Raw genomic sequence first — 15,227 nt, 5'->3', positions numbered from 1 at the left:
AACAATATGGGCGAATCTGTGTAATATTATAAGACAATATTACCTAAATATTTGTTAATATTTTCCTCATTCTACGATAGAATGCTAAATTTGAGAGTAACAAATTTTATTACTATGTTAAAAAAAATACTATTTGCTTGTTTCTTACTAAATATGTGTGTTATTGTATTAGCACAAACTCCTACAGATTATTTATCAGCCGATTTTCATAAAGAGCGAAGAGCGATTTTACGATCAAAAATGCCTAAAAACTCTATGGCAGTTATTTTCGCAAACCCTATAAGAAATAGAGCAAATGATGTAGATTATGTGTATCATCAAGATCCTAATTTTTATTATTTAACAGGGTTTAGAGAGCCTAATGCAGTATTGGTTATATTTTCTGATAATCAAAAAGATGCTGAAGGAAATAGTTACGATGAAATAATATATGTACCTAAAAGAGATTCAATGTTTGAAATGTGGAACGGGAAGCGTTTAGGGGTTGAAGGAGTGAAAAGAGAGTTAGGATTTGCGATGGCAAAAACATCAGAAGAATTTGCTACGGATGCTATTAATTTTAAAAGTTTTGATAATGTTCACATATTAAAGTTTAGTGATGATTACAGTAACTCTTTAAGAGATAATGGAGAAATTTACGATTTAGTAACAGCGTTTAAAGATCAGTCAGGATATCATAATATGAAAATTAAGAACCCTAACGTTCAATATATTCATAAAGCTATAGCAAATTTACCTGATGCGAAATTAGGAGAAGTAGCAAAGAACTTATCACAAAGCTTAGAAATATATCCAGAATATAAAGAAGATACGTTTATTAAAGCATATATCTCAGCAGATAATGATGGGTTGAGAAAAGAGCTAAAACAAAAAATTAAATTAGATCTTAGTAAAAGAGAAATAAACATAGATTTTAAGTTTTTACTAACGGCACTTGCTGAAATGCGAGAAGTAAAAACACCAGAAGAATTAAAATTGTTAACGAAGGCAATACGTATTTCAGCTATAGGACAAATAGAAGTAATGAAGGCTATGAAACCTGAGATGTCGGAGACTGAAATTCAAGGGATTCATGAATTTGTCTACAAAAAATATGGAGCTGAGTATGAAGGATACCCATCTATAGTTGGTGCAGGAAATAATGGATGTGTTTTACATTATATTGAAAATAATAAAACTAAAGTAGGAAAGGATTTAGTTTTAATGGATTTAGGAGCAGAATATAGAGGCTACACAGCAGATGTGACTCGTACCATACCAGCAAATGGTAAGTTTTCTCCAGAACAAAAAGCTATTTACGAATTGGTTTTAAAAGCACAAGACGCAGGAATCAAGGTATGTAAACCTGGAAATCAATTTTGGAAGCCAGGAGAAGCTGCAAAACAGATTATTAATGAAGGATTAGCAGCTTTGGGTATTATTAGTGCTCCTTCAGCAAAACATAGCTATTTTCCACATGGTACTTCTCATCACATTGGATTAGATGTTCATGATCCGGGAACTTATAGAGAGTTTAAAGAAAACATGGTTATTACAGTTGAACCTGGAATTTATATTCCTGAAGGAAGTCCTTGCGATAAAAAATGGTGGGGAATTGCAGTTAGAATAGAAGACGATATTTTAATTACAAAAAACAAACCTGTAAACTTATCAGCTGAAGCTCCAAGAACCGTTGAAAATATTGAGAAAATGATGGCTAAAAAAAGTGTTTTAGACGAGTTTGTATTACCAAGTTTAGATTAATTAGGTCGGTTTGTAATAGAATTGAAGTTAAGCCGACAACATATGTATACAAGCAAAATAAGCCAAATGAAACTGAATAGAAAAACAATTACCAATATCATCTTTGTGGTTATAATAGGCTTATTATTATATCCACCAACAAAAGTATATTTCATTCGTTTAATTTCTTTTGCACCTTCTGCAATACAAGAAGAAAAAAGAGAGCAGCTCAACGATTATACCTGGAGTTTAAAAGGTTTAAATACGGCGAATATTGATTTTAATGCATTAAAAAATAAAGTTGTTTTTGTAAATTTTTGGGCAACATGGTGTCCGCCTTGTATTGCTGAAATGCCAAGTATCCAAAAACTATACGATGATTATAAAGACAAGGTCGAATTTGTTTTTGTGAGTAATGAAAATTGGACAACTATAGAGAGTTTTTACAAAGAAAAAGAGTATAATTTACCAACCTATAATATACTTTCAAGAACACCAGATCAATTAGTAAGCAATTCAATACCGGCTACATTTATTTTAGATAAAAATGGAACTATTATGGTGGATAAAAGAGGTCCTGCAGATTGGAGTAGTCAAAGTATTCGAGAATTGCTAGATAAGTTGATTGAACAAAAAACACAGAGCACTATGTAAATAATCCTCCGTGTTTATAGTAGCATACTAAGATGGTTTTTTTACCCTTAGCGGTAAAAAGTAAATTTCTTCATTCTTTACATTTTTTGTAGTAATCTTTTTATAGTTTAATTTGCTCTTGATATAAGCACAAAGCTCTTCATTTTCAGAGGCGACATCAATAATAACAATTTCATTTTTACTATTTACCATAAAAGATACTTCGGTGGCAACTTCTTGTAAAACTTCAACAGGAATACTGTTTCCTATTAAAGTAGCGATTTCAACAGATAAGGCTTTTTTGGTTGTTGACGGTGTTTCGTTGTTTGCAATTGCAGTAAACGATGTTAGCATACTCATACCAAGTACTACTAAAAATAATTTTAAATTCTTCATAATTAGTGTTTTATAGGTTAGAGAGGCTGCTTATAAGACTCTGTAAATAAGTGAGTTGTTTCAGTTTAAAGTGTTTTTTATCAAAAGATTAACGCGTTTTAACACAGTTTAAGAATTTTTGAAAGAAGCGAAGGGCAAAATTCAATACAGCTAGTTTTTATGTAGAATAGTTGCTATTGCTATTTTCAATCTACTGATTTTTGTGTAGTTTTGATATTGGATGAAGAAGACTACCATATACATAATTCCTGTTTTATTCTTATTGATGATTTCATGTTCAAAACAACCTAAAGAGCGAGTTTTATCAATGAAAGATGTTTTTCCTACAGAGATAAATACAGATTCTACTTTTGTTTTTGATTTAGATACAATTACTATTTTTGATAAGTATCATGAAAAATATGAATATTATAAAAAGGTTACATCCAAAAAACAGTATGTAAGAACACAAAACTATAATATACCTCTAAATATTAATTTTTTTATAAAGTGTCATTTGCCAACTTTTTGTCCTAAAGAGAAAAATACAATTATACTAGAAGGGGATTTTAAAGAGAATGAAACATTTTTTTTTCATGAAGAAGAAAAAAAACTTAATGTTAAAAATTTTGAAAAGTATTTAAAGAAACAACTATTAAATTGGGGAAAAGATTATGGCTATTCTGATAGTCCTGATAGAAGTATTATTCTTCTTAGGTATCGTAATTTAACAGAAAAATCAAAAAAGAGGTTAGATAATGTATTAGATACTATTTCAGTATCATATTTCAACTTTATTAGAAGTTTTGAAAAACGTAATATTGATTCATTAAAAAGAGTATATCCTCTTCAGATATTATTAGAAAAAGACTTTAGATTATTTGATGAGAGTGGAAATTTGATAAAACTTCCACCTCCACCAAAACCAGCTCCATTAGAAATAGTAGAATAATGCCACATTTTATCGACGTCATATTACCGATTCCACTACAGAAAACATTTACCTATGTGGTAACTGAAGCAGAAGCTTCTTTTCTAAAAAAAGGAATGCGTGTGGCTGTTTCTTTTGGGAAAAGTAAGATTTATACTGCCTTGGTGTTTAACATTCATCAAACTGCACCAGAATTATATGAAGCTAAAGACATTCATCAAATTTTAGATGATCGTCCAATTGTAAATGAACGTCAGTTACAGCATTGGCAATGGCTTTCGAGCTATTATATGTGTTCGTTGGGTGACGTATATAGAGCAGCCTTACCGTCAGCGTTTTTATTAGAAAGTGAAACTATTATTTATAAAAATGAGGAATTCACAGAGGAAACTATGTTAACCGATGATGAGTTTTTAATTTTTGAAGCCTTACAGCATCATTCACAATTAACCATTCATCAGGTTTCGGATATTTTAGGTAAGAAAACTGTATTGCCAACCATTAATGGTTTAATTGAGAAAAGCGCGGTATATATTAAAGAAGAAATTTACGAAACCTATAAACCTAAATTGGTAAAGTATGTGCGTTTGCACAACAACTATACTTCAAACGAAGGTTTACAAGCGTTGTTAGACGAGCTTTCAAGAGCTAAAAAGCAACGTGATGCTGTATTGACATATTTTCAATTAGCAGCGTCTAAAAAGCCTATAAAAGCGAAGGATTTAGAAGAGCAATCGGGAACTTCATCAGCAGTATTAAAAGCATTGGTTGATAAAGATATTTTCGAGTTTTATCATATTCAAACCGATCGAATCAATTATCAAGGAGAAACGAATCAGATTAAAGAGTTGAATGAATTTCAACAGGAAGCGTTTACGCAAATAAAAACTTCTTTTGAAACTCAAAATGTAAGTTTGTTACACGGAGTTACAGGATCGGGTAAAACGGAGATTTATGTAAAATTGATAAAAGAAGTGATTGCTGAAGGGAAGCAAGTATTGTTTTTGTTGCCCGAAATAGCTTTGACTACCCAGATTATTACCCGTTTGCAAAACTATTTTGGGAATTTTATCTCGGTATTTCACTCTAAATATTCCATGAACGAACGTGTAGAGGTGTGGAATAATATATTAGAAAGCAAACCGAAGGCGCAAATTATTTTAGGAGCTCGTTCTTCGTTGTTTTTACCATTTTCAAATTTAGGATTGATAGTGGTTGATGAAGAGCACGAAACGTCTTACAAACAATTTGAACCATCACCACGTTACAATGCGCGTGATGCAGCAGTGGTGTTAGGACATTTACACCTAGCAAAAGTGTTATTGGGTTCTGCAACACCATCGTTAGAAAGTTACTTTAATGCGAAACAAAACAAATACGGATTTATTGAATTAAAACGTCGTTTTGGAAATATTCAGTTGCCTAAAATTGAGTTGATAGACATTAAAGAGAAGCATCGAAAAAAAGAAATGACAGGTCATTTTTCTGATTGTTTGCTAAAAATGATTACCGAAGCGTTGGACGAAAAAGAACAGGTGATTTTATTTCAAAACCGACGTGGATTTTCACCAGTGGTTGAGTGTACCACTTGTGGAGTTTCTCCGCATTGTCCGAATTGCGATGTAAGCTTAACCTATCATAAATACCGAAATGAATTAAAATGTCATTATTGCCATTACCAACGTGCGATGCCGAACAGTTGTGGTGCTTGTGGTAGTGCTACCTTAGATACCAAAGGTTTTGGAACGGAACAAATAGAATTAGAACTTAAAGAGCTATTTCCAAATCACGTTATTGGTCGAATGGATTTGGATACTACACGAGGTAAATACGGTTATCAAAAAATCATTGGTGCTTTTGAAGCTCAAGAGATCGATATTTTGGTTGGAACACAAATGCTTTCTAAAGGACTGGATTTTGATAATGTTTCTTTGGTAGGAATCTTGAATGCAGATTCCATGTTAAACTTCCCTGATTTTAGAGCGCACGAGCGTGCTTTTCAACTAATGGTACAAGTATCGGGTAGGGCAGGACGTACCAAAAAACAAGGGAATGTAGCCATACAAACCTACAATCCGTATCATCAAATTTTACAGCAGGTTTCTACGACGAATTATACTGAAATGTATCAGGAGCAGCTACAAGACCGTTGGCAGTTTCATTATCCACCGTACTATCGTTTGATAAAAATTACGCTGAAACATAAGGATTATACCAAGGTAGATAGCGGTATCAACTGGTTAGCGAAAGCCTTACAAAATGTATTTCACGAAAATGTATTGGGACCTTCGGCACCTGCGGTTTCTCGTATCCGAAACCAGTACATTAAAAATTTAGTGATTAAAATTCCACCAAAACAATCTTTAGGAAAAACCAAAGAACAGCTACAAAAAATTAAAAATACCTTTGAAGCAGTAAAAGATTTTAGACCTATCCGTTTTATTATTGATGTGGATGCTTATTAGGAGTTTTAATTTTACTGATGTTTTATGTATGGTTTGTTGTTGTGGTTTAGAACGTAATTTAGCAAATATAAGGCACTATGATTTTTCGCAAGTTGGCAAGAACTAGCAATAAATTGTATACGGAGTTGTATGTAGGTTTTTATAACCACCCATTCATTTTGTCGATTGTATGTTTTAATTCAGCGATACTAGATAAAATTTTATTTTCAGATATATTATCATCGAAATGAACAAGCCGATTTCGAATTTGTCTTAAACGCATAATTGTGTAATACGTATTCTCATCAAAATATTTTAGGTTCCTTAAAAGTCTCAAATCCCCACCAAAAGTTCTTCTTTTGTCTATTAATTCGGCTTCTTCGTTTTTTACTTTAGCATTAACAGTTTTGTAAATGACTTTCTCTAATTCTTTCCAAAGAGAAATAAAGTGACCAAAGAAAGGACTAAAATTTCCTGCAACTTCTTCCTCAAGGTTTACCCTCTCTTCTTTACTAATACCTATCGAATCTAGTTTTTCTATTGCTTTTTCAATAATTGGCTTTAAATTATTTACTAAATCATTAACTTTATTGAAATCAGCTTTTGTAAATGTTTTATTATGGGCTACACTACATCTTAAATTGTATAATTCACTCCACTGATGATTTAACTTTTCTTGGCTTATTGGTATTTCGTTTGAGAAATATCTGTCCCAATTTGAGATAGGAATCATCTGTTTAAGTTCTGTTAGATTGAGTTCGGATAAATCTTTAGAAGTTTTTAGTTTATTGATAAGGTTGTCTTTACTAACTGTATATTTTTCACTAAATAAAAAGTTTTTGAGCTGAATGAAATCCACATTATGTAGGTAAGTAGAATCTTTATTTTCTTTGTTTATAGAGTTTTTAACATCATCAGGAACTTTTTCTATTGTCCAGTCTGCTCCAACATTTATTAGCATAAATTTAGTTATTAATTTACGCATTAAATTTTCTATTTCGTAGATAGTCGGATAAGCTTTGTTGGCATAGTGTTGACTTATACCGTCAAACAAAGTTTGTGGTGACTTGGTAATTATTGAGAAAATTGATTTAACACTTTTAAGTAAATCTGTTAACTTATCAATTTCAGAAGTTTTAGTAACTGAAAATTTTAGATGAAAATATACTTTCTCTGTTTCAGCTATTTTTCCTGAATTAATAGAATATGAAGCCTTGAAATTTTCTTTAAAAATGATTTTTCCTCTGTCAATTTGTATGTCAGGGTCTGATTGAATCAAATGTTCAAAGGATTTTATATTAGCACATTTTACATTTTTGCTATCTACGAATACTAAATATTCAACTTTTATCATAGGTTTTATTCAAATTGCACGCAATTTTTTTAAAAAAAATTAATCGTTTAATGATTTATAATATTCAATACTAGCCAAGTTACTAGATAGTAGATTAAAATCAAAAATAACTTTTAAAAATTTCGAATATCCACAATATCCCCATTTTTAAGTTTGTTTTGGGTGTCTATATTAAAAATGGTTTCAGCAACATATTCTGGGGTATAGAGTTGGTCGTTTTCTTTTAAATCGATGAAACGTTGTAGGTTTTTAAAATCTTTTTCATCGGTACTTCTAATATCAGTTTGCATATTCGTATCTACCACACCAGGGTAAATAGCATTGCATTTTACACCATTTGTAAGCTCGTTTTGTTCCGCAGCAATAGTTTTAGTCATCATATCAATAGCAGCTTTTGAGGTGCAATACACACTCCAACCTTCATACGGTTTTACCGCAGCTCCAGATGAAATACTAATGATTTGTTTTTTACAATTTAACTGTTGTGTAGCTTTGATAAACAAACCAGATAAAATTAGTGGAGTTGTGGTGTTCAAATGAATGCTTTGGGCAATATCATCCGAAGGAATATTTTCTAGGTTAGAAATAACCCCTAAACGTCCTGCATTATTTACTAAAGTAATTGAGGTAACGTCTAGTTCTTTAATTTCATCTAGCAGCATTTTAAACGTATTGTGTGTTACTTTGGTATCCGATAAATCAACAGGTACCTGTGTAACATTTTGCAAATCAGCAATACTTCTCGATAATGAGTATACTCTGTAGTTTTCTTGTGCGTATTTTTCGGCTAAGGCTCTACCAATTCCTTTACTTCCTCCGGTAATGATAATGATGTTCATAAGGGTAAAAATAAGGAAATATTGGTAGTTGTACTCTAAATTGTGAGATTTCCCCCTTCGGTCGAAATGACGAGTAACGTCATAGCGAGGAGTGCTAACGACGTGGCTATCTCAAAGTCGACATAAAGATTGCTTCACTGCGTTCGCAATGACGATTCTATATGTCGTCATTACAAGGAATGAAATGACGAAGTAATCTTTTAATAGGGAGTGAGGCATTCAAAAGAATGAGATTCCTCCTTTTGGTCGGAATGACGGTTGCAAGTTGTCATTTCGAAGGAGGTACGACTGAGAAATCTTATAGTTGAGTGTTTGTAATTTTAAAGAGTATTTGGAACTTAATTGAATGAGATTCCTCTCTTAGGTCGGAATGACAGAAAACATCATAGCGAGGAGTGCTAACGACGTGGCTATCTCATAGTCGACACAAAGATTGCTTCACTACGTTCGCAATGACAATTCTATATGTCGTCATTACGAGGAAGAATGACGAAGTAATCTTTTAGTAGGGAGTGAGGCATTGAAAAGAATGAGATTCCTCATTTCATTCGGAATGACGGTCCTATATATTGTCATTTCGAAGGAGGTACGACTGAGAAATCTTATAATTGAGTAATTGTAATTTTAAAAATAGTTACGATTTGATAGTGTGAGATTCCTCTCTTCGGTCGGAATGACGGTGGTTTTTACTTAAAGAATTCCTTCGAATTCTTCTAAATAAGGTTTATTTGAAAAATTCCTTAGAATTCTCCCAATGTACATCCATTTCAGCGAGGGTCATATCAGAAAGTTGTTTCCCTTCTTTTTTAGCCGCTTCTTCTAAGTATTGAAAGCGATTGATGAATTTTTTATTGGTTTTTTCCAAGGCATTTTCAGGATTTACCCCAATAAAACGTGCGTAGTTAATCATGGAGAACAGTACGTCTCCAAATTCTTTTTCTATTTTCTCTTGATTGTTGTTTTTAATCTCGTCGTTCAATTCAGAAAGTTCCTCTTGAACCTTTTCCCACACTTGATGTGGTTCTTCCCAATCAAAACCAACCCCAGCAACTTTATCTTGAATACGGCTTGCTTTTACTACCGCAGGTAAACTTTTAGGAACGCCTTCTAAAACTGATTTTTTTCCTTCTTTCAGCTTTAGTTTTTCCCAGTTTTGTTTTACTTCTTCTTCATTTTCAACTACTACATCACCATAAATATGTGGGTGACGATCGATCAATTTATCAGAAATTGAATTGGCAACGTCAGCAATATCGAAAGCCTGTTGTTCGCTACCTATTTTAGCATAAAAGACGATGTGCAAAAGCACATCGCCTAGTTCTTTTTTTATTTCTTCTAAATCGTTGTCTAATATAGCATCTGCTAATTCGTAAGTTTCTTCAATAGTTAAATGACGTAGACTTTGTAAGGTTTGTTTTTTATCCCACGGACACTTCTCACGAAGGTCATCCATGATGTCTAACAAACGATTAAAGGCGGCTAACTGTTGCTTACGAGTATTCACGATTTAGGCTTCTTCTGCAGTTGTTTCTTCAGCTTCAACTAAGGTGCTAAAATCAAAATTAGCTTTTGCTAATGTGTTGTACCACTGAATTACTTTTTTAATGTTTGAAGCATATACACGCTCTTGATCAAAATCAGGTAAAACTTCTCCGAAGTATTCAGTTAATTTGTTAGCACTTTCTTTGTGAGAAATCGCTTCTTTACCTTCTTCTTTATCAGAAATATTTTTAAATACACGAGCTAAAGGTACTTCTTCTTCGTATGTATAAATAGCAATGTTTTCTAATAAACTTACGTTGTGAGTAGCAGTGATAGGAAAACGCTTTCCGTCTACAATTGATTTTACAATAACACCAGTTTTGGTTTGTGATAAAATTTCATATAAACCTGGCTTACCAGTAACAGCTATAATTTTGTTAAATTCCATGTCTTACTATTTTAGTGTGTGTATTATTATTTCTTTGCATTTGGAAAACGCATGCGATATCCTGCATTCACTTTTCCTTTCGAAATATTCTCTAATTTCTTTTTAATTAATCGTTTCTTTAAAGAAGAAAGCTTGTCGGTAAACAAAACTCCTTCAATATGGTCGTATTCATGTTGAAAAACACGTGCAGGTAATCCGCTTAAGGTTTCTGTATGTTTTTCAAAATTTTCATCTTGATATTCAATAGTAACAGTTTCTTGACGAAATACATCTTCATTAATGGTAGGAATACTTAAACATCCTTCGTTAAAAGCCCATTCATCACCTTCTTCTTTAATGATTTTCGCATTGATAAAAACACGGTTAAAATCTTTAAAGTAATTCTTCTCTTCTTCACTTATATCTTCATCTTCAGCAAAAGGAGAAGCATCGATTACAAATAAACGAATATCCTTTCCTATTTGTGGAGCCGCTAAACCAAGACCGTTTGCATTATACATGGTTTCTCTCATATCGGCAATTAGTTTTTCTAACTGCGGATAGTCTTTATCGATTTCTTTTCCTACTTTACGTAACACGGGATCTCCGTATGCAACAATGGGTAAAATCATCCTACTTTTTAATTTTTAAGAGTGCAAAAATACAAAGAAAGCTCTGTCTTAGAAAATTTATTTGTTGTACAAGTACGATTGTAAGATAATTGTAGCACTAATTTCGTCTACTAAAGCTTTATTTTGTCGTTGTTTTTTCTTTAAACCGCTATCAATCATTGTTTGAAAAGCCATTTTAGAAGTAAAACGCTCATCAACTCGTTTGATAGGAATGGAAGGGATTGCTTTTTCAAGTTTTTCTAGAAAAGGAAGAATAAGAACTTCACTTTCACTATCAGAATTGTCCATTTGTTTAGGTTTACCTACTAAAAAGAGTTCTACATTTTCTTTTTGAGTATAGTTTTTTAAAAATGTTAGTAATTCAGAAGTGTCTACTGTAGTTAACCCCGAAGCTATAATTTGAAGCTCGTCGGTTACAGCAATTCCTGTTCTTTTTTTTCCAAAATCTATGGCTAGTATTCGCCCCATTAAAAAAGTTTTTTACAAAGGTAGCTAAATTAAACAAGGAAGAAATATCTGTTTAAAAAATGTATCTTCGCAGTATATTTTGAAAGCAATTTTATTTTTGCTGAAAATTTAAATTTAAGATGACAGAATTACAATCAATTATAGAAAAAGCGTGGGATAACCGCGATTTGTTAAAAGAAGAAACTACTATAAATGCCATTAGAAAAGTGGTAGATTTATTAGATGCTGGAGATTTACGTGTTGCAGAGCCTACTGACAATGGATGGCAAGTAAATGAATGGGTAAAGAAAGCGGTAGTATTGTATTTTCCAATTCAAAAAATGGAAACCTTGGAAGCCGGCATTTTTGAATATCACGATAAAATTCCATTAAAAAGAGGTTATGAAGCGAAAGGAATTCGGGTAGTACCTAATGCAGTAGCACGTCACGGAGCTTATATTTCAGCAGGAACTATTTTAATGCCTAGTTATGTAAATATTGGAGCATATGTTGATGAAGGAACGATGGTTGATACATGGGCAACAGTAGGTTCTTGTGCACAAATAGGTAAAAATGTTCATTTATCAGGTGGAGTAGGAATCGGTGGAGTTTTAGAGCCTTTACAAGCAGCACCTGTAATTATTGAAGATGGAGCTTTTATTGGGTCTCGTTGTATTGTTGTTGAGGGAGTTAGAGTAGAGAAAGAAGCTGTTTTAGGCGCGAATGTTGTATTAACGATGAGTACTAAAATTATTGATGTAACAGGAGATGAGCCAGTAGAAATGAAAGGAGTAGTTCCTGCACGTTCGGTGGTAATTCCTGGAAGTTATACTAAAAAATTTGCAGCAGGAGAATATCAAGTGCCTTGTGCTTTAATCATTGGAAAACGTAAGGAAAGTACTAACAAGAAGACTTCGTTAAATGATGCTCTAAGAGAGTATGATGTAGCGGTTTAAGAATATATTTTATGCAAATAGATGCAGTAATTACTTGGGTTGATAGCTCGGATGAAGTATGGAGAAATAAAATTAATCAGTATTTAGATAAAAAGATAGATTGGGATAATAAGCGAGAATCTACGCGTTATAATTCTATTAATGAAATAGAAATAACTATTTTATCAATACTTAAGTTTGCTGTGTATATAAAAAATATTTATGTGGTTACTGATAATCAGCGACCACATAACTTTTTAAAACTTAAAGAAAAAGCTTTAAGTAAAGGAGTGAATTTAGAGTTAGTAGATCATACAGTTATTTTTAGAGGTTATGAGGAGTACTTACCAACGTTTAATTCTCAGTCAATAGAAACAATGATTTATAGGATACCTAAATTGTCAGAGCATTTTGTATACTTCAATGATGATGTGTTTTTAATAAAAGAAACAAAACCAGAAGACTTTTTTCAACATGGGTATCCTGTTTTGAGAGGTAAATGGAAGAAATTAAAAGAAAATATTTGGTATAAAAAACTAGGTAAAAAGATTAAAAAGAAAAATAAAGTAAGTCACTTAGAAGCAATTGATAAATCTGCCAAATTAATTGGGTTTTCAAAAAGATATACCTTTCATCATACACCACATCCTTTAAGGAAGTCAACATTTGAATCGTTTTTTAAAGAGAATATTGACCTTGAAGTCCTTAATGTTAAATTTAAATTTAGAGATGCAAACCAGTATGTTCCGCAAGGTCTAATAAATCACCTTGAAATTAAAAACAAAACATGTGTTATGGAAAGTAACTTATCGTTGTGTTACATTCAATCATATAGTTTTTTTAAGGTGAGAAAAAAAATTATAAAAGCTAATATTAAAAAGAAGAAAGTATTATTTATGTGTTTGCAGAGTTTAGAGACTGCACCACAAAAAACGTTAAAATACATTTTAAATTGGGTAGACGATAGATTAGATTCAAACTTTGCAAATGACCTTTAAATCAATTATTAACTTATTAGAGATAGGAAAAGCTATTTTATATCCAACTGATACAGTTTGGGGATTAGGTTGTGATGCTACAAATGAAGAAGCTGTAAAAAAAATCTATAAAATAAAGAATAGAGAAGAATCTAAAAGCTTAATTATTTTAGTAGACTCTATTGAAATGTTGCAAAACCACGTAGGGAATATTCCCGAGAAAGCTTTAGAAATTTTAAAGACATCAGAAAAGCCAACCACTATTATTTATAATAATCCGAAAGGATTAGCACCCAATACTATTGCATCTGATAATACGATTGCTATCCGAATTCCAAAGGATGAGTTTTGTATTCAGTTAATTAAAGAGTTTGGAAAGCCTATAGTCTCTACTTCCGCAAATGTTAGCGGAGAGCCTACACCCAAGTCTTTTTCAGAAATAAGCGAAGCAATTTTAAAGAATGTAGATTATGTGGTAAATTTGCACCAAGAGAAAGTAGCAGAAAAGTCTTCAACAATTTTAAAAATTGAAGATGATGATGTTATTGTGATTAGAGAATAATTGTATGCAAAAACAATATTTTAAGGAAGCAATTTCCGCAGAAATATTTCAATATATATCCCAAGCAGCTAAAGAATTACAACTAGAAAGCTATGTAATTGGCGGCTTTGTACGTGATTTTATTTTACAACGTGGTACAGCCAAAGATGTAGACGTGGTTGCGGTTGGAAGTGGAATAGATTTAGCTCAAAAAGTAGCTGAATTACTACCTAATAAACCAAAAGTTCAAGTGTTTAAGACTTACGGAACAGCCATGTTGCGTTTTCAAGATACTGAAATAGAGTTTGTTGGGGCTCGTAAAGAATCGTATTCGGAAGAAAGTAGAAATCCTAAAGTTTCTGAAGGAACTTTACAAGACGATCAAAACAGAAGAGATTTTACGATTAATGCATTGGCATTAAGTTTAAATGAAGATGATTTTGGACTATTACTTGATCCTTTTGGAGGAATAGCGGATTTAGAAGCTAAAATTATTAAAACACCACTGGATCCTGATATAACTTATTCTGACGATCCATTACGTATGATGCGTGCCATTCGATTTGCTAGCCAATTAAATTTCGAAATAGAAGAGCACTCACTGAATGCCATAACAAAAAATACTTCGAGAATTGATATTATTACTCGAGAACGTATTGTAGTTGAGCTGAATAAGATTATAGAATCTCCAGTACCTTCTGTAGGTTTTTTATTATTAGAAAAAACTGGGTTATTAGAGAGAATTTTACCAGAATTAATCGCTTTAAAAGGAGTAGAAGAGGTAGAAGGGCAAAAACACAAAGATAATTTTTATCATACCTTAGAAGTGGTGGATAATATTGCTGAAAATACCGATGATGTTTGGCTTCGTTGGTCAGCACTATTGCACGACATAGGTAAGGCGCCAACTAAACGTTATCACAAAAAAATAGGATGGACGTTTCATTCTCATGAATTTGTGGGATCGAAGATGGTGTATAAGTTATTTAAACGTTTAAAAATGCCGTTGAACAATAAGATGAAATTTGTTCAAAAAATGGTGATGTTAAGCTCTCGTCCGATTGTTCTAGCAAGTGAAGTGACAGATTCTGCTGTACGTCGTTTAATTTTTGATGCAGGAGATGATGTAGAATCATTAATGACATTGTGTGAAGCAGATATTACTACTAAAAATCCGAAGAAATTTAAGCGTTATCATAAGAACTTTGAAATAGTTCGTCAAAAAATTAAAGAAGTAGAAGAGCGCGACAGGGTTCGTAATTTCCAACCACCAATTACAGGAGAAGAAATTATGAAGACTTTTAACTTAAAACCTTGTAGGGAAATTGGTCAAATAAAAGAAGCTATAAAAGAAGCTATTTTAGATGGTAAAATCCCTAATGAACATGATGCTTCGTATCAATTTATGTTAGAAAAGGGAGCACAGTTAGGATTAAAACTGAGTAAATAATAAAGAAATAAAAAAAGAGAAGCATTTTGCTTCTCTTT

At 32.2% G+C, this 15,227-nt stretch carries 15 protein-coding genes; 8 read left to right on the top strand and 7 right to left on the bottom strand.

The features are described from left to right. Positions 1 to 114 precede the first annotated feature (114 nt). Both ACQY6M_RS03495 and ACQY6M_RS03490 read left to right on the top strand, forming a co-directional pair. A complete protein-coding gene (locus tag ACQY6M_RS03495; protein ID WP_428740420.1) occupies positions 115 to 1,743 on the top strand; it encodes an aminopeptidase P N-terminal domain-containing protein in 1,629 nt (542 codons plus the stop codon). Between the two features lie 66 nt (positions 1,744 to 1,809). Continuing rightward, positions 1,810 to 2,376 carry a redoxin family protein gene (locus ACQY6M_RS03490; protein WP_428740419.1) on the top strand — a complete coding sequence of 189 codons (567 nt, stop codon included), beginning with the start codon at positions 1,810 to 1,812 and terminating at the stop codon, positions 2,374 to 2,376. A gap of 27 nt (positions 2,377 to 2,403) precedes the next feature. Here ACQY6M_RS03490 and ACQY6M_RS03485 read toward each other — a convergent pair whose 3' ends face one another. Continuing rightward, complete coding sequence (locus ACQY6M_RS03485; protein ID WP_428740418.1) at positions 2,404 to 2,751, bottom strand: hypothetical protein; 348 nt, start codon at positions 2,749 to 2,751, stop codon at positions 2,404 to 2,406. Between the two features lie 220 nt (positions 2,752 to 2,971). Between ACQY6M_RS03485 and ACQY6M_RS03480 the strand changes: the two genes are divergently transcribed. Continuing rightward, positions 2,972 to 3,682 carry a hypothetical protein gene (locus ACQY6M_RS03480; RefSeq protein WP_428740417.1) on the top strand — a complete coding sequence of 237 codons (711 nt, stop codon included), beginning with the start codon at positions 2,972 to 2,974 and terminating at the stop codon, positions 3,680 to 3,682. Then, positions 3,682 to 6,126 carry a replication restart helicase PriA gene (gene priA, locus ACQY6M_RS03475; RefSeq protein WP_428740416.1) on the top strand — a complete coding sequence of 815 codons (2,445 nt, stop codon included), beginning with the start codon at positions 3,682 to 3,684 and terminating at the stop codon, positions 6,124 to 6,126. The genes ACQY6M_RS03480 and priA overlap by 1 nt, the downstream gene beginning before the upstream one ends. A gap of 139 nt (positions 6,127 to 6,265) precedes the next feature. On the opposite strand, the gene ACQY6M_RS03470 is transcribed toward priA, so the two are convergent. The 6 genes from ACQY6M_RS03470 to ruvX form a co-directional block, all read right to left on the bottom strand. Then, positions 6,266 to 7,459, bottom strand: a complete 1,194-nt coding sequence (locus ACQY6M_RS03470) for a hypothetical protein (RefSeq protein WP_428740415.1) — start codon at positions 7,457 to 7,459, stop codon at positions 6,266 to 6,268. A 113-nt stretch (positions 7,460 to 7,572) separates the two neighbouring features. After that, complete coding sequence (locus ACQY6M_RS03465; RefSeq protein WP_428744910.1) at positions 7,573 to 8,298, bottom strand: (S)-benzoin forming benzil reductase; 726 nt, start codon at positions 8,296 to 8,298, stop codon at positions 7,573 to 7,575. Between the two features lie 724 nt (positions 8,299 to 9,022). Continuing rightward, positions 9,023 to 9,802 (bottom strand): nucleoside triphosphate pyrophosphohydrolase, encoded by a 780-nt coding sequence (gene mazG, locus ACQY6M_RS03460; protein WP_428740413.1) that lies wholly within the window; start codon positions 9,800 to 9,802, stop codon positions 9,023 to 9,025. 3 nt (positions 9,803 to 9,805) lie between these two features. After that, positions 9,806 to 10,228, bottom strand: coding sequence for a DUF5606 domain-containing protein (locus ACQY6M_RS03455; RefSeq protein ID WP_428740412.1), 423 nt, complete (start codon positions 10,226 to 10,228; stop codon positions 9,806 to 9,808). A gap of 26 nt (positions 10,229 to 10,254) precedes the next feature. Beyond that, positions 10,255 to 10,839 (bottom strand): peptide deformylase, encoded by a 585-nt coding sequence (gene def, locus ACQY6M_RS03450; protein ID WP_408035755.1) that lies wholly within the window; start codon positions 10,837 to 10,839, stop codon positions 10,255 to 10,257. 57 nt (positions 10,840 to 10,896) lie between these two features. Beyond that, entirely contained in the window at positions 10,897 to 11,307 is a 411-nt protein-coding gene (gene ruvX / locus ACQY6M_RS03445) for a Holliday junction resolvase RuvX (protein ID WP_274634168.1), read from the bottom strand. 119 nt (positions 11,308 to 11,426) lie between these two features. Here ruvX and ACQY6M_RS03440 point away from each other — a divergent pair, with 119 nt between their 5' ends. Genes ACQY6M_RS03440 through ACQY6M_RS03425 form a run of 4 tightly spaced genes read left to right on the top strand, consistent with a single transcriptional unit; the run spans position 11,427 to position 15,189 of the window. Beyond that, positions 11,427 to 12,242: a 2,3,4,5-tetrahydropyridine-2,6-dicarboxylate N-succinyltransferase gene (locus tag ACQY6M_RS03440; protein ID WP_028891899.1), complete on the top strand. Its 816-nt coding sequence runs from the start codon at positions 11,427 to 11,429 to the stop codon at positions 12,240 to 12,242. 11 nt (positions 12,243 to 12,253) lie between these two features. Further along, a complete protein-coding gene (locus tag ACQY6M_RS03435; RefSeq protein WP_428740411.1) occupies positions 12,254 to 13,219 on the top strand; it encodes a Stealth CR1 domain-containing protein in 966 nt (321 codons plus the stop codon). Further along, positions 13,209 to 13,760 carry an L-threonylcarbamoyladenylate synthase gene (locus ACQY6M_RS03430; protein ID WP_428740410.1) on the top strand — a complete coding sequence of 184 codons (552 nt, stop codon included), beginning with the start codon at positions 13,209 to 13,211 and terminating at the stop codon, positions 13,758 to 13,760. The genes ACQY6M_RS03435 and ACQY6M_RS03430 overlap by 11 nt, the downstream gene beginning before the upstream one ends. Before the next feature lie 4 nt (positions 13,761 to 13,764). Beyond that, positions 13,765 to 15,189, top strand: a complete 1,425-nt coding sequence (locus ACQY6M_RS03425; protein WP_428740409.1) for a CCA tRNA nucleotidyltransferase — start codon at positions 13,765 to 13,767, stop codon at positions 15,187 to 15,189. The last annotated feature ends 38 nt before the right edge of the window (positions 15,190 to 15,227 follow it).

The organism is Tenacibaculum sp. (assembly GCF_050290165.1).
GTDB lineage: Bacteria > Bacteroidota > Bacteroidia > Flavobacteriales > Flavobacteriaceae > Polaribacter.
This window is presented reverse-complemented; position numbering and strand designations above follow the sequence as displayed.

Excerpts from the sequence above, each read along its gene's own strand:
- ACQY6M_RS03495 (WP_428740420.1), top strand. The coding sequence starts at position 115 with ATGTTAAAAAAAATACTATTTGCTTGTTTCTTACTAAATATGTGTGTT.
- ACQY6M_RS03490 (WP_428740419.1), top strand. The coding sequence starts at position 1,810 with ATGAAACTGAATAGAAAAACAATTACCAATATCATCTTTGTGGTTATA.
- ACQY6M_RS03485 (WP_428740418.1), bottom strand. The coding sequence starts at position 2,751 with ATGAAGAATTTAAAATTATTTTTAGTAGTACTTGGTATGAGTATGCTA.
- ACQY6M_RS03480 (WP_428740417.1), top strand. The coding sequence starts at position 2,972 with ATGAAGAAGACTACCATATACATAATTCCTGTTTTATTCTTATTGATG.
- priA (WP_428740416.1), top strand. The coding sequence starts at position 3,682 with ATGCCACATTTTATCGACGTCATATTACCGATTCCACTACAGAAAACA.
- ACQY6M_RS03470 (WP_428740415.1), bottom strand. The coding sequence starts at position 7,459 with ATGATAAAAGTTGAATATTTAGTATTCGTAGATAGCAAAAATGTAAAA.
- ACQY6M_RS03465 (WP_428744910.1), bottom strand. The coding sequence starts at position 8,298 with ATGAACATCATTATCATTACCGGAGGAAGTAAAGGAATTGGTAGAGCC.
- ACQY6M_RS03455 (WP_428740412.1), bottom strand. The coding sequence starts at position 10,228 with ATGGAATTTAACAAAATTATAGCTGTTACTGGTAAGCCAGGTTTATAT.
- def (WP_408035755.1), bottom strand. The coding sequence starts at position 10,839 with ATGATTTTACCCATTGTTGCATACGGAGATCCCGTGTTACGTAAAGTA.
- ruvX (WP_274634168.1), bottom strand. The coding sequence starts at position 11,307 with ATGGGGCGAATACTAGCCATAGATTTTGGAAAAAAAAGAACAGGAATT.
- ACQY6M_RS03440 (WP_028891899.1), top strand. The coding sequence starts at position 11,427 with ATGACAGAATTACAATCAATTATAGAAAAAGCGTGGGATAACCGCGAT.
- ACQY6M_RS03435 (WP_428740411.1), top strand. The coding sequence starts at position 12,254 with ATGCAAATAGATGCAGTAATTACTTGGGTTGATAGCTCGGATGAAGTA.
- ACQY6M_RS03430 (WP_428740410.1), top strand. The coding sequence starts at position 13,209 with ATGACCTTTAAATCAATTATTAACTTATTAGAGATAGGAAAAGCTATT.
- ACQY6M_RS03425 (WP_428740409.1), top strand. The coding sequence starts at position 13,765 with ATGCAAAAACAATATTTTAAGGAAGCAATTTCCGCAGAAATATTTCAA.